Genomic DNA, 13,722 nt, shown 5'->3' with positions numbered 1-13,722 from the left:
GTATGGGTTCGCCGAGCGCAGAGAATGTCGAAAATCCCACTCTCTCCCCCTTAGGAGGGATATATTCTACGAACACGCGAAGCTACACTGCATCTAGCATGGAACGAACCAGGCAATACCACCGCGGGCTCTACCGCCTCCCGCTTCGCTATCCAGTAATGTATTGCGTTTATTCGACGGTCGGCGAAGGTACGATTTCTAACATCTCGGCAGTCGGCTGCACGATCGAAACCGACGAACCGCTGCTGCACGCGCAACAGCTGGCGCTCCGCCTCATCCTCCCCGACAAGACCGAATCATTGCCGATCGACTCGGCACAAGTCCGGTGGGTGCAGGGCACGAGAGCAGGCGTCGAGTTTTTACAAGTCGATCGAGAAGCCAATCTCCGTCTGCACAGTTTCGTATGGGACCGGATGATCGAGCGGATTCAGTTCATCCATCAACAACGTTCTGCTTTATCCTAACTTCAACCGGCTCTTTTTCTTTCCGATAATCGCAAGGCAGACCAGCCCGATTCCGATCCAGACCAGCTCGCGGAACCGCCGCAACAACGCGAAGGTGATACCGGTGACGTCGCTGTAGCCGAAGGTTTTGAGAAGCAACAAGTTGCCCCCATCCTGCGCACCGAGACTGCCGGGGATGAAAAATGTGCCACCTTTGATAAAAACAGATAGGGCTCCGATGGACAACGCCGACATCAACGTAGAAGGACCACCGAGATAATAAATGATGACGAAGACTTCCAGCGCTTCTGCCAGCCACCCCAGAAAGTAAACACCCGTCGATGCATAGAACGTCGATTGATGCTCGGTGTAAAAATTCAAAATCGTCCGGTCCAACTCTTTCAGTTTGTCTTCTTTCGCTTCAAGAAACCCGATCCGGAGCCCTATCCTTCGCAGCATCCCCAAGATCCATGTGAAGAGACCGCGACGCTGGACAAGCACGAAAGCAGCCGTGCCGAACAGCAGCAGTCCCACACTGAGTAGTCCCGCCGCCACAACCTGACCGGATGATCCGCCTGCCCCCAAGACCCAAAATCCCACAGCGATACCGATCAGGATAAATAAAACCTGCGCGATCGTCATTGTCGTCTTCGCGATGACCACAGAAGCAAGCCCTTCGACCATCGGGACCTCGTACTTCTGCAGTAAATACGCCTTGAGCGGCTCGCCTCCGACGTAGCCGGTCGGCGTTGTCATGTTCACAACTTCACCAGCCGTGCGGATCGCGAACACGCGCCAGAAGGGAATATGGCGCGCGGAAGGCCCCAGTGTCATCTTCCAGCCATAGGCTTCCAGCAAGTACATGAGGAGGGAAGGAATTAAGATCACAAAGAGTGCGATCGGTCCAAGCTCAGCCGCTGCCTCGTAGATATTGCCTGGCCCGATATGCCAAACGAGGAAACTAAGCGTGAGGAGACCGAGGGTGAATAGAAGAATTCTCAACACGTTGCCCGATTACTTTCCCTGGGAGGCTGAATATCGTTTCCCGGCAAGTCCGCAGGACGCCAAACCCGTGGGGGGTACTGCCGGTGATCCTTTGAGTGAGGTGAGCTACAGAGCACGAAGCCGGAAGCTGTTTTCAGCATCCCCTTAGACACTCACGACTTCGTGGCCACAGCGGACGGTCGGATTACCCAGACCATGATCATCGCAAATACTATCGAGCCGATCGCGGCAATCCACAGGAACCAATCGAGCTTGCCGAGCATCGCAAAAATCAGCACAACAACGGAGAAGTCTCGACTGGCAACGTTCTTGAGCATGAAATCAGACCATGCCGCATGGATAGGCGTTTTCCATTCGCTCGCCTGTTTGATCCTCTGTGCCCGATTGACGAGTGTAAATGACAGTGCATTGCCAAATATCGCTGAAGCCCCTAAGGCCAACGGAATCCAGGATCGTTCTGAGCCGACCTCATGTAGAAATGCCCCAGCTGCAATACCACCAAAAATTGCCATATGCACCACATTGTCCATAGCTATGTCGAGCCACGCCCCAAATGGAGATTCGGTAAACGTGAGCCGTGCGACTTCGCCGTCACAACAATCGATAACGGCTGCGAACTGGAACAGCAGCGCCGCGGCAATCGCCGCTGCATACGTCCCGACACCGAACAAACCCGCTGCTGCAAGACCGATCACTGTCGCCACAATGGTAATGGCATTGGGCGATAATCCCATCGCTACGAATCCGCGTGTGAACCACCGCGAAAGCTTCCGGTTAAAGAACCGATCGACGAAGCCTTCAAATTCGCCCTTCAATGAGGAATACAGCCTCCGCTCGGCTCGGCGAATGTCTTCGGCGTTGTGCACGTCTTGATACCATGCGCCAGAATCGACTCCGACCGTCACCACGCGCAGTCGGCCTTCACAGGATGCCCGTTCGAGCCAGCGACGAACCGGGAGCGAACCTGCTTCCGGTGCTTCCGGTGCTTCCGGAGCTGTTCCGCGCAACACACTGGCAGGGAGGACCACCAGATCGGCGGCAACCGAATCCTCTGTTCCCTCCTGCCTTCGATCGAACGACGGAAGCTCTGGAGCGGTTGCCCGCCTTCCCTGGGCCACGACAATCGCCTGCCCGTCTTGCACATCCTGTCGCAACTGTTCAATGAGAGACCGAGAAAAGACCCCGCCGACACCGGAGAGCAAACAGAAACCGTGTGCCTCCGCCGCCAGCCCTTCCCATGTCCGTTGATCGTCCAGCGGAAACTCTCTGATCGGCATCCAGCGGACAGGAATCGTCACCCGGGGACCTTTGAGGAGCGCCTGCTTCAGCTGCTCCTCTTCCGAACCGACCAGCACGATGAGTTGTCGGATTCCCGCACGCTGAAGGGTCAACACCGTTCGCGCGAATAGCCCGATGCCGACGATCTGTGTGATCGGGCTAACCGCGTACCGAACCGGTGCACCGAACAGATCTACGGATGGCAACAGAATTGCGGTCGACAACCCCTGAACATCGGCCTGCTTCTGGATCAGGCTTTCACTCATTGCGTTTGTCTCTCGTATCTCATTGTGCGTTATTCATGTAAGCGGTTATGCTTTGAAAACGACGCTCCACGAAGCACAACCTCTACAGCTTCGGAAGAATATCCCGCTCGGCCTTTTCCACATCATCGGGAAAATCAATCTCCGTCCATGGCAGGCCCCCAATCACTTCGTATCCCACCTTAACCGCACGGAAGAACTCGATCAGCGCATCTTCATATTCCATCTGCCAGGCCTCACGGTCGACGAACGTCCTGAGCGAGGCAACAACGTGCGGCGTATCCGCATGCCGCACTTTTAAGAAGCCGACGCCTTCCCCGGCATGATCATACCGCGACGGGATTTTTTTCGTCAGAGCGATGACGCGTCCTCCTTCGGCGACGACCATACATTCCTCGCCCGTCTGTTTTACAGTATCGTCCATGAGGAGCGCATTGGGATAGGGAGACTGGACTAAGCGTCGCAGGATTTCCCGGTGGAACAGGACATCCGCATCCATCACAATGACATCGTCATCCAACGCCGTGCGTGCAACCCAGAGGGACGAGATGCTCCCCCGATGGAACTGCTCGTTGACCAAGAAGTTGACACGGAGTCCGAACGAGTTGGTCTCGACCGCCTTCCGGATCATTTCCTGTTTGTACCCGACGACAATATCGGCTCGCGGGATATTGAGACTGGCCAGACATTCCAAATAGCGATGCAGCAGACTTTCCCCGCCGATTTCGATGAGACATTTCGGGCGGTGTTGGGTGACAGGCCAGAGACGTTTCCCGACACCGGCTGCAAGGATTATAGCTTTCATGCGGCGACGAAGATCCGTTCGACGGCGTCGAGGAACGAGGTGAACTGCTCCTCGGTCAATGCGCCCATATTGGCCACGCGGAAAATCTTATTCTCGAGATTCCCTTGTCCCGCATAGATGACGTAGCCCTGCTCTTTCAACCGATCATGTAAAGATTGGTAGGTCAACCCGTCCGGCAAATAATAGGCTGTAATCGTGTTAGACATTCGGTCCGGCGTCAGAACCGGCTTGATTCCCAATTTGACCATTCGTTCACGGATCAACGTCGCTATCTTCTTGTATCGCTGAATGCGCTTCGAAACACCCTCCTCCAACAATTCATTGAGTGCTTCATCGAATGCATAATAGACCTGTACGGCCGGCGTGAAAGGAACCGTGCCCCGGCCTTGATCGTCGACGTAGTGTGTGAGGTGCAGGTACCAGGAGCGTTTCGGGTAGGCGCGCATCCGCTCCAGAAATCCTTTCCGAACCAAGACAAAGGAGACGCCGGGAAAGCCCTGAATACATTTACCCGCCGTACCGACAACCATATACATGTGCGAGCCGGCAACATCGATCGTTTCCCCGGCCAGTGAACTGACGGCGTCGACGATGAATGCGCGGTTCTGACTGTCGACAACGTCGGCGATGTCCTTGACGGGATTGATTAAGCCGGTGGTGGTTTCATGATGCACCATGGCCACGGCATGAACTTCCGGATGCTGCCGGAGTGCGAGTCTCAGCCGTTCCGGATCCGGCCTCACTGTCCACTCGTATTTCAACTCCGAGACACCCAGCCGGTTGAGCCCGACCATCTGCGATAACCGTTCTCCATAGACACCGTTATTGATGATCAACATCCGTTTGCCATGAGGTAGCGAGGACATCATGGCAGATTCGACCGCGGACGTACCCGATCCTGTCATCACAACCGCAGCATACTCATTCTCCGCACCGGGCACGAACGCCTTAAGTAATTTCCCTTGAATCCGATGCAACAGCTCGGTGAATTCAGATTCCCGATGGCAGATATCCGGCCGAAGCAAGGCCTGCCGTACGCGCTCGGTGACGTTTACGGGCCCTGGGTTTAATAGCATCATGGGGAGTACCGACGAGAGGTAAACGGCACAGGACTGACGGCGGGATTCTCCCTACCAACGGTTCACTGCCGTTACCTCTTGCCTGCCTTTCTATTCAATCGTTTTCATGAACCGTTTCGTGATGTCTGCTGGTTCGTGGACAACACGCCCGACATCTTCGGCAAACTCGTTCACCTTGACCAGCAGCATGCTCGGACCGTCCTGTTTGAGCATTTCCTTAAATTCATAGACGAGATCATCACGATCCAACACGCGCTCCACATTCACATAACCGGCGGCTTTCGCGACCTTCTCCAAGTGGACGACGTTCGAAATCGTCGGCTGGTTGCCCGTTGTCCCGTACACCTCATTATCGAAGACAACGTGGACGAAATTCTTGGGCTTCAACGCCCCGACCGTCGCGAGCGTACCCATCCCCATCAACACGTTGCCGTCTCCGTCAAACACAACAACTTGTTTATGGGGCTTGGCAAGAGCGACCCCCAGTCCAATAGCAGGAGCATTGCCCATCGAACCGATCATATAAAAATGGGTGGGGCGATCCGAGATCTTGTGGGCTTCGCGCGAGGGAAACCCATTACAAATTATAACCGGCTGATCCGTCAGGAGTTCCAATAAGGCAGTGATGGCCTGTGCGCGACTGATGAGAGTCCCTTCTTCCGGTCTCATGGATGCAGCCCTTTCACGACACCCTTGGGAATGATGAGCGCGACCGGAATCCGCTGCTTCATGAAGGTTCCTGCCACCCACTTGAAGTCCTCGATCGCTGTTTTTTCGGTCAAAGTCCGGTGAGGAATTTTCATCGTATCGAGAAACTGAGGCATCACCTCCCCCATGACCAAATGCTCTGGCGCATCCTTGCCACCTTGACCGCGCCACGAAACGATCAAAATACAGGGCTGACGATAGATCATGTTCAAGGAAATGAGGGTGTTGAGAGACGTGCCTAACCCGGAGTTCTGCATGAGAACAGCGGGGATCTTCCCTCCCATATAGGCTCCGGCCGCCATCGCCACCGCTTCGTCTTCCCGCACGGCAGGCGTATACAAGCGCCGGTCCATGAGTTCCGCAATAATTCCTCCCAGAATCGAGTCGGGGACTCCCGTGAAGAAGTTCACCCCCATATCCTGCATGGCTTGCACGAAGGCGTCGCTGTCGATCATATCGCTCCGTTCTTTCCTGGCTGAAATTCCTAAAATCGTCGCGCATTATAAGCCAGGCCCCGACGCATTCTCAAGGAAACGGTCACTGTTGCGGGATCGCGGACGAGCATGGTACGTTGCCCGAATGACGAGAGTGCTTCTGGCAACGGGACTCCTACTCTTGTTGCTCTCTCCCACACCGTCTGATGCGGTGTCAATGACGAACGATCCCAAGGGATTCAGGAATATTCCCTGGGGCTCGCCTCTAGCATCACGGACGGATCTGGAGGTTTTTCGAGAGACTCCTCGTGTGATTGAATACCAACTCAAGGGCCAGCCTCCCACCTTTGCGGATGTGCCTGTGGAAATGATTCGATTGTCTTCCATAGACAACCAATTCGCCCGCGTGACTATCCGCTACAAACAGGAAGAGACCCATAAGAAGATCCTTGCATTCCTTGAACGGGAATTCGGCCCGCTTGAGCGAATACCGGGACAAATGGTTCGCGGGCTGAATCAGCAATACACGTGGCGCGGGAGCGAAACCGAGATCAATCTTACGTACCACGCCAACAACGAGCGGGGATATATCTTTATCGACAGCCGGACGCTGGCACCGCGTTTTATCGACTTCATCACAGACTCAGCGGAATAACTCATGACTTCGACACACTCGGAATTTCGGCTGCTGGCCAGAATGCTCACAGGAGGGGTTATCGGCGCAGTGTTAATTTTCCTCGGGACCGCAGCCCAGGCCGTGCCTATGGTTAACGACCCTGACGGCTTCGAGGGGATGAAGTGGGGATCGAAGTTGTCGACGGCGGAGAATTTGAAGCTGGTGGAAGATACAGGACGGCATAGGACCTATGAATTGAAGTCCGGCGAGGTCAAACTCGGGGATACCCCGGTTAGTTCGCTGCGATTCACCTCCGTGGAAGACAAACTTGCTCGCGTCACCGTCCGCTACGAGGGGAAGGACGCCCATGACAAGATCCTGGCATTTCTGCAATCACGCTACGGCCCACTGGACCGCACACCAGGACAATTCTCGGTCGGACCGGTGAAATTCTATTCTTGGCAAGGCTTCGATACTGAAGTCACACTACGCTATCAGACCAAAACCGACCTCGGCATCATCTTCTTCGAGAGCCAGAACCTGCGTGCCCTGATGAACGACGGAAATTCCCCCACGGTTTTCTAACCTACCTTCTCCTCTTGCACACGTCTCCGCAAAGTTTTGGTTGACATCCGCGCCAAGCTTTCGCATCATGCGCGGACCATGCACAATGCCGAAAAGCTACGAGCCGCGCTCAAAAGACCCGGAGCACTTAAAATCGTGGGAGCCCACGATGCCCTCAGTGCACGCTTGATCGAACGCGCCGGATTTGACGGTGTCTGGGCCAGCGGGTTTGCCATTTCTGCTTCGCTGAAGTGCATCCCGGACGCGAGCTTCATTACCTCCAGCGAACAACTCGAGGTCGAGCGTAATATCGCAGAAGCCGTGAACATTCCCGTTATCTCCGATTGCGATACGGGATACGGGAACGCCTTGAACGTGATGCGGACCGTAAACGACCGCGAACGGGCCGGTGTCGCCGCCATCTGTATCGAGGACAATGTTTATCCGAAACGTTGCAGTTTCTATGCAGGTGTTCGCCGCGAACTCATCCCGATCGAAGAACATTGTGGGAAGATCAAAGCTGCTAAAGCCGCACAGATCTACCCCGAATTCATGATCATCGCGAGGACCGAAGCCTTGATCGCCGGCTGGGGGCAGGAAGAAGCGTTGAAACGTGCGGAGGCCTACGCTGAAGCGGGGGCCGATGCCGTCCTGATCCATTCGAAATCGAAAAAATTCGACGAGTTGAAAGCTGTCTACAAGGCCTGGTCAGGCCGTGTACCGTTGGTAGTTGTCCCAACGATCTTCGATCAAACGACGGCCGCGGAGATGGAGGAGGCCGGCGTCAAGATTATCATCTATGCGAACCAGCCTGTGCGGGCAGCGATCCGGGCAATGCGCGACACCCTGGACCTCATCAAACACGACACGCGTCCCGGCGCTGCGAACGACCGGATCGTCACGCTGCCGGAGGTCTACGACATCGTCGGCGTACCGCAGATGGAGCGGGACGAAAAACAATTCCTGCCGGTGGGAGGTGAAAAGATCACGGCCATCATTGCTGCCGCCGGATTTGAAAAACAGTTGCTCCCCTTGATCGAGGACAAGCCGAAGTGCCTGCTCGACATCAAGGGGAAGACTATCTTGGAGCGCGCCGTAGCAGCGCTCAACGACTGCAACATCAAGGACATTGCCCTGATCCGCGGCTACAAAAAAGACGCCATTGCCCTTCCGAACATCAAGTATTACGACAACGACCGGTATGAAGAGACCGGCGAACTGCATTCGATCTTCTGTGCCGACAACGAATTCAAGGGCCGCACCCTTATCCTTTACGGCGACATCATGTTCGACACAGCGGTGCTGGAGAAACTGCTCAAGAGCCCGGCGGATATTGCCCTCATCGTGGATCTCGCCTGGCTCGACCAGGAACAGCGCGGTGGCCCGCCTAGTCATCTCAATCCGGACCTCGTCACGCTGGCTGAAGCACCGGGGAAAAGTTATCTGTCCCGTTTCGTCATGCCTGAGGGAGAGCACCGGATCGTCCGCATCGGCCAGCAGTTGCCCCGCGAGCAGGCGCACGGCGAATTCATCGGCATGGCGATGTTCTCCGAAAAAGGCACCCAGGCTCTCCGCGAGTGCTATCGAGCATCGCAACAACGGTACAAGACGACCGGTTTCCATGAAGCCGGGAGTTTCATCAAAGCGTCGTTTACCGACATGATTCAGGAACTCATCGACCGCGGCCACAGTGTCCAGGCCGTCCCTATCTTCAAAGGCTGGATGGAAGTGGACTCCTTTGAGGAATACCAGAAGGCCTGGGCCAAGGTCCGACAATAGTCATCCGTAGCACTAAGTACTAACCGCGTTTCCCCCTTCTTACCACTCTCGAATTCCCGAACGAATCCCGACGGAAGCGTACAATTTCACGTGTCCTCCCCCCTCTCCGGCGGGGAAGGAGCACCCCTCTCTGTAGGGATGGTTTATTTGTCAGAGTGCGGTACTCTCAAACTGACGTATGGAGATCTCTGGCTCTGCAGGTAAAGGAGCGTAGGCTTATCAACACCTTTTTACTTATACGTCAAATTTATGAGCCAAATCGGCCATCCATTGCGTGGCATTTCGGATTTCGTTCTAAAACAACGCCGCTGAGAACCATTGCTGAATGGGAGAGAAAGGTTACAGCATGAAAGATCCCCTCCTACAGGAGACGACTCAGATTTCAGAGAAGCCAGGACGAATCAACCGACGCCAGATCGAACGGGTCCCCACGCAATTCAGCCTGGTGTATTCCGGCATGCACGAGGGACAGATGTTTATCGGGAACGGCATGGTCACAAATTTCTCAGATACCGGAATAGGCATTCGGGGAAACCGCCTTGTTCAACTTGGTATGGAATTGGCGCTCTTCATCGATCTCCCCAGTATCAAGGAGCCCGTCTGTATCGCTCAAAGCCGAGTTTCGTGGGTGAATGGTCATCGATTCGGTGTAGAGATGGTGACCCCAAAACTGGAGGTCCAAAATGCCTTGCGTTTTTGCGTTTGGAACCGTCTCTTTCGTCCATTGAAGAAGAAGCGTTAACGCCGCTAGCAGGGGAGGAGTCTCATGAAACACCACAAAATCCATCCCGCTAAATCATTGGGCCGTATTCAATCCCCGTGCAATCGACGCGTCGACTCACGCCACCCCGTAGATTTCGGGCTGATGTATTCGGCCATCAATCAGGAAGGGAACTTGATTATGGGTGACGGAACCGTCATCGATATCTCCTTGAAGGGGCTGAAAATTCGGGGGAATACCCCGATGAAGCCAGCCATTGAGATGACCCTATTTCTCTATTTGCCCGATGGCCAGGATCCCCTGTTCGTGATGGAGGCCCGCGTAGCCTGGTCTGCCGGTCATCGGTTCGGCGTGGAGATTCTGAAGATGAACCTCCGCGAGCGGAATCGCCTCCATTATTTTCTGCTTTCGAGCGTCATGCCCGGCTAGCTAAGGCTCGTTGAAAAGAGGGGGCCCTCAACGATACGTATAAAGGCTGCGACTAATCTTTAGCCCGACCCAGCCCCGATCACATCCTCCCGCTACCGCCACACCCGTTAATCCTCTTTCATCCCGGCGAACACCACTTTTCGACATGAATCCCCTTCATTGTCAGCCCGGACATATTCGTGATATCCTTTCGCGGTGAGTAACTACTCACTCACTACCTGTGGCTTTCCACATGAATCAGACCAGACCAACGAGCCAGGAACGACAAGCAGGCCTGATAGCCGCCGCTGCCTCACTTTTTGCTGCCAAAGGTTTTAACGGAACCACAACGAAAGAAATTGCCAGGGCCGCTGGCGTCAGCGAAGCACTGGTGTTCAAACATTTCCCCACGAAGCGCGCCCTCTATGCGGCAATCCTGGCCGAAAAGGTGACTATTCATGAACTCCTGGAGGCCATTGAAGAGTCGGCAGATAAGCGGGATGACTGCCGGGTGTTTTCTCTCATCGCCGGTTTCCGAATACGAAAAGACGTGGACTCGACTCTCTTTCGACTGTTACTCTTCAGCGCGCTCGAGGGCCACGAACTCTGCGAGATGTTCTTCGAAAAACATCACCGGATCTTCTACGATCGTCTCTCAGCCTATATCAAAGTTAGAATTGCGGAGGGGGCGTTCCGGAACGTAGATCCTCTGCTCGCCGCGCGTGCCTTCATCGGAATGGTCGTCCACCACCGGCTTCTTCACGAGATCTTTGGAGTACCGAAGTATCGACCCCACGCCGAAACCGTCTCCACGTATGTCGATCTTTTCCTGGAAGGCCTGCTCAAGACCCCGTTACCCTCGAAACGACGGAGGCGTCGACGATGAACCCCGTCAAACGCCATCCCATCGTCACGTTGGGCATCATCATCTTCTTTGCCGTCGCGGCCCTGGTCGTGTTCCGCCTGAGCAGCGGTGCAAAAGTGGATGCCAAAAGGTCCCGTGTCATCACAGTTGGCACGGTGACGCCTCTCAGGAAAGATCTCGACATCAGGCTCAGCTATACGGCCGATATCACGCCCAATCAGTTGGTTCATATTTTTTCCCGCGTAGACGGCTACATCTCGAAGTTGTACGTCGACAAAGGCGATTTCGTACAGGGAAACCAGTTACTCGTAGAGATCGACCATCAGGATTACCTGCACGCGGTCAACCAAGCGAAGGCGAACCTGGCAGCCGCTCGCGCAAAAGTCACGCAACAGGAGGCGGCCGTCCGTAATGCGAAACTTACGCTCGTACGGATGCAAGCCTTGATCAAGGATCAATTCGTCTCACAACAGGATTTCGACAATGCGCAGGTGAACACCGATGCCGCGGTGGCCGCTCTGGAATCGCTCCGCGCACAAGTGAAACAGATGGAAGTGGCACTCGCGCAGGCGGAAACCAACCTGGCGTATTCCTACATTCGAGCTCCCTTCTCGGGTTATATCGCGGAGCGGAATCTTGATCTCGGTGCCTACGTAACAGGAGCGGCCAACAGCACGTCCACAACCTCGCGCGGCATCTTGAATTTGCACGATATCGACACCGTCCGTACCTTGATCGAGGTCGTTGAAAAAGACGTCCCGCTTGTTCAGATCGGGCAGAAAGCCCACGTTCGGGCCGAAGCCTATCCGGACCGGATTTTTGAGGGGACGGTCACGCGCGTCGTTCACGCACTCAATCGCGCTACCAGAACGATGACTGTCGAGGTGGACCTCCCCAACAAGGACCGCCTACTTAAAGGCGGCATGTTTGCACGCGTCGAAGTCTTGGTCGGCAAGCACCAGAATGCTTTACAGATCCCGATCGATGCCGTGAGCCGACTCGAAGACAAGCAGTACGTCTATGTCGTTCGTGACGGCAAAGCCGAACGGGTCCCCGTCGAGATCGGAAGACGGGACGGTAATCGAGTGGAGATCACAAACGGGTTGGATGGCTCAGAACAGGTCATCGTATCCGGCAAAGATTTGGTCCACGACGGCACATCGGTCCAGACGCAACCATTACATCCGGTGGAGAGCGAAGGCTAGGGGGCAAGTGTGAAGAATCTGCGGTTCATACTTTCCTACTTGCACTACACCTCACTCCTCACCCTATTCCATCCTAGACATGTGGCTCACGCTACTCGCCCTACGTAATCGCATCGGGATCTTGATGCTGTCGCTCGCGATGGTCGTCCTTGGCGCGACCTCGCTTGAGCGTCTCCCCGTTGATCTGTTCCCCAATATTCAAGTTCCTGTGGCTTTCGTCGGCGTTATTTATAAAGGCGCCCCGCCGCTCGATATCGAACAAAGCGTTGTATATCCGATCGAGAAGGCAGTCAGTTCCGCGTCAAATGTCGAACACGTGGAGTCCTTTTCCAAACAGGGCATCGGAGCCGTTCAAATCTGGTTCAACTGGGGTGCCGACCTCAATGCCGGCCAGATGGAGGTGATGCAACGCATCACCCAGATCCTGAATAACTTGCCACCCGGCATCCTCCAACCATTTATCGTCAAGTTCGACGTATCCAACATCCCCGTCTCGTTTGTGACAGTTTCCAGCGATGACCTGGATGAGCGCGCGCTCTATGACCTGGCTTTCAATACGATCGCACCCCAAATCGAACAGATCGCCAACGTGGCTGCCGCGACAGTTGAAGGGGGCAAGATCCGTCAGATTAACATCAATCTCGACCCAGCGCTCCTGACCGCCCGGGGCCTTTCAATTCTCGACGTCGTGAAGTCGGTCAAGGCCGCCAATCTGATCCTTCCCTCCGGCGACATCAAGGCTGGAAACCTCGACTATAACGTCTTCACAAACAATCAATTCCGAACCGTCGACCCGATTCAGGACGTCATCGTAAAGGTTAATCAACAGGGAAATCCCGTGCGCGTCCGTGATTTGGGGACCGTGACCGATTCGTCGGACATTCAGACCAATATCGTCCGCACTGATGGCAAGCGTGCGGTATACCTCAGAGTCAACAAGCAACCAACGGCCAATACGGTCGAGGTCGTCGACGGATTGCGCGGCGCGCTGCCGAAAATGATCGGCATCCCGCCGAGCGTAAAGCTGGGAATCTCGTTCGATCAATCGACGTACATCCGGCAATCCATCAAAAATCTGATCGAGCAGGCGCTCCACGGTTCGGTCCTCGCTGCTGCCGTCATTTTGATTTTTCTCAGGAACCTGACGAGCACCCTCATTATCTCCGTCGCCATCCCCCTGTCGATCATGGTGACGTTCATCGTCCTCTATTTCACAGGACAGACACTGAACGTGTTCACATTGGGAGGATTGGCTCTCGGTATCGGTCGTTTGGTCGACGATTCGATCGTCGAATTGGAGATTATTCAACGCCACCTCAACACCAACCAGCGTCGCTGGGAGGCGATCCTCGAGGCTGCACGCGAAGTAGCCATGCCGATCTTCGCCTCCACAGTGACAACGGTCGTCGTGTTTCTACCGATCTTCTTCGTGGTCGGCATCGCCCGACTTCTCTTAATCCCGCTCACCCTCACAATCGCCATTGCATTGTTCACATCGTTCTTTGTTTCCCGTACGGTGACCCCAGCCCTTTGCTTCAAATTTCTCAAG

15 protein-coding genes are annotated in these 13,722 nt (G+C 55.0%); 9 read left to right on the top strand and 6 right to left on the bottom strand.

The annotated features are described in order from the left end of the window. A partial coding sequence (locus tag ACWVCN_RS07140) for a PilZ domain-containing protein (protein ID WP_455244871.1) occupies positions 1–464 on the top strand: 464 nt, incomplete at its 5' end. Here the strand turns inward: ACWVCN_RS07140 and ACWVCN_RS07135 are convergent. The 6 genes from ACWVCN_RS07135 to ACWVCN_RS07110 form a co-directional block, all read right to left on the bottom strand. Further along, on the bottom strand, positions 456–1,448 hold the full coding sequence (locus ACWVCN_RS07135; protein ID WP_455244870.1) for a lysylphosphatidylglycerol synthase transmembrane domain-containing protein: 993 nt from the start codon (positions 1,446–1,448) through the stop codon (positions 456–458). The genes ACWVCN_RS07140 and ACWVCN_RS07135 overlap by 9 nt on opposite strands. A 152-nt stretch (positions 1,449–1,600) precedes the next feature. Continuing rightward, the gene (locus ACWVCN_RS07130) at positions 1,601–2,992 is read right to left on the bottom strand and encodes a CDP-alcohol phosphatidyltransferase family protein (protein ID WP_455244869.1); all 1,392 of its coding nucleotides are present in this window, start codon (positions 2,990–2,992) and stop codon (positions 1,601–1,603) included. 82 nt (positions 2,993–3,074) lie between these two features. Then, a complete protein-coding gene (locus ACWVCN_RS07125) occupies positions 3,075–3,794 on the bottom strand; it encodes a phosphocholine cytidylyltransferase family protein (protein ID WP_455244868.1) in 720 nt (239 codons plus the stop codon). Beyond that, positions 3,791–4,873 (bottom strand): pyridoxal-phosphate-dependent aminotransferase family protein, encoded by a 1,083-nt coding sequence (locus ACWVCN_RS07120; RefSeq protein ID WP_455244867.1) that lies wholly within the window; start codon positions 4,871–4,873, stop codon positions 3,791–3,793. Before ACWVCN_RS07120 ends, ACWVCN_RS07125 begins: the two co-directional genes overlap by 4 nt. A 90-nt stretch (positions 4,874–4,963) precedes the next feature. Continuing rightward, positions 4,964–5,542, bottom strand: coding sequence for a thiamine pyrophosphate-dependent enzyme (locus ACWVCN_RS07115; RefSeq protein ID WP_455244866.1), 579 nt, complete (start codon positions 5,540–5,542; stop codon positions 4,964–4,966). Next, a complete protein-coding gene (locus ACWVCN_RS07110) occupies positions 5,539–6,036 on the bottom strand; it encodes a thiamine pyrophosphate-binding protein (RefSeq protein ID WP_455244865.1) in 498 nt (165 codons plus the stop codon). Before ACWVCN_RS07110 ends, ACWVCN_RS07115 begins: the two co-directional genes overlap by 4 nt. A 124-nt stretch (positions 6,037–6,160) precedes the next feature. Here ACWVCN_RS07110 and ACWVCN_RS07105 point away from each other — a divergent pair, with 124 nt between their 5' ends. From ACWVCN_RS07105 to ACWVCN_RS07070, 8 genes are all read left to right on the top strand, one after another. Beyond that, on the top strand, positions 6,161–6,670 hold the full coding sequence (locus ACWVCN_RS07105) for a hypothetical protein (protein WP_455244864.1): 510 nt from the start codon (positions 6,161–6,163) through the stop codon (positions 6,668–6,670). 3 nt (positions 6,671–6,673) lie between these two features. Beyond that, positions 6,674–7,216: a hypothetical protein gene (locus ACWVCN_RS07100; RefSeq protein ID WP_455244863.1), complete on the top strand. Its 543-nt coding sequence runs from the start codon at positions 6,674–6,676 to the stop codon at positions 7,214–7,216. 78 nt (positions 7,217–7,294) lie between these two features. Continuing rightward, complete coding sequence (locus ACWVCN_RS07095) at positions 7,295–8,974, top strand: isocitrate lyase/phosphoenolpyruvate mutase family protein (RefSeq protein WP_455244862.1); 1,680 nt, start codon at positions 7,295–7,297, stop codon at positions 8,972–8,974. A 346-nt stretch (positions 8,975–9,320) separates the two neighbouring features. Then, positions 9,321–9,716: a PilZ domain-containing protein gene (locus ACWVCN_RS07090; protein ID WP_455244861.1), complete on the top strand. Its 396-nt coding sequence runs from the start codon at positions 9,321–9,323 to the stop codon at positions 9,714–9,716. A gap of 24 nt (positions 9,717–9,740) precedes the next feature. Beyond that, a complete protein-coding gene (locus ACWVCN_RS07085) occupies positions 9,741–10,124 on the top strand; it encodes a PilZ domain-containing protein (RefSeq protein WP_455244860.1) in 384 nt (127 codons plus the stop codon). A gap of 232 nt (positions 10,125–10,356) precedes the next feature. After that, a complete protein-coding gene (locus ACWVCN_RS07080) occupies positions 10,357–10,989 on the top strand; it encodes a TetR/AcrR family transcriptional regulator (RefSeq protein WP_455244859.1) in 633 nt (210 codons plus the stop codon). After that, a complete protein-coding gene (locus ACWVCN_RS07075) occupies positions 10,986–12,173 on the top strand; it encodes an efflux RND transporter periplasmic adaptor subunit (protein WP_455244858.1) in 1,188 nt (395 codons plus the stop codon). The genes ACWVCN_RS07080 and ACWVCN_RS07075 overlap by 4 nt, the downstream gene beginning before the upstream one ends. 79 nt (positions 12,174–12,252) lie before the next feature. Then, the coding region (locus ACWVCN_RS07070) for an efflux RND transporter permease subunit (RefSeq protein ID WP_455244857.1) at positions 12,253–13,722 on the top strand (1,470 nt) is incomplete at its 3' end.

Source organism: Petrachloros mirabilis (genome assembly GCF_975968855.1).
The sequence above is the reverse complement of the archived record's forward strand: the minus strand, read 5'-3'. Positions and strand labels throughout refer to the sequence as shown.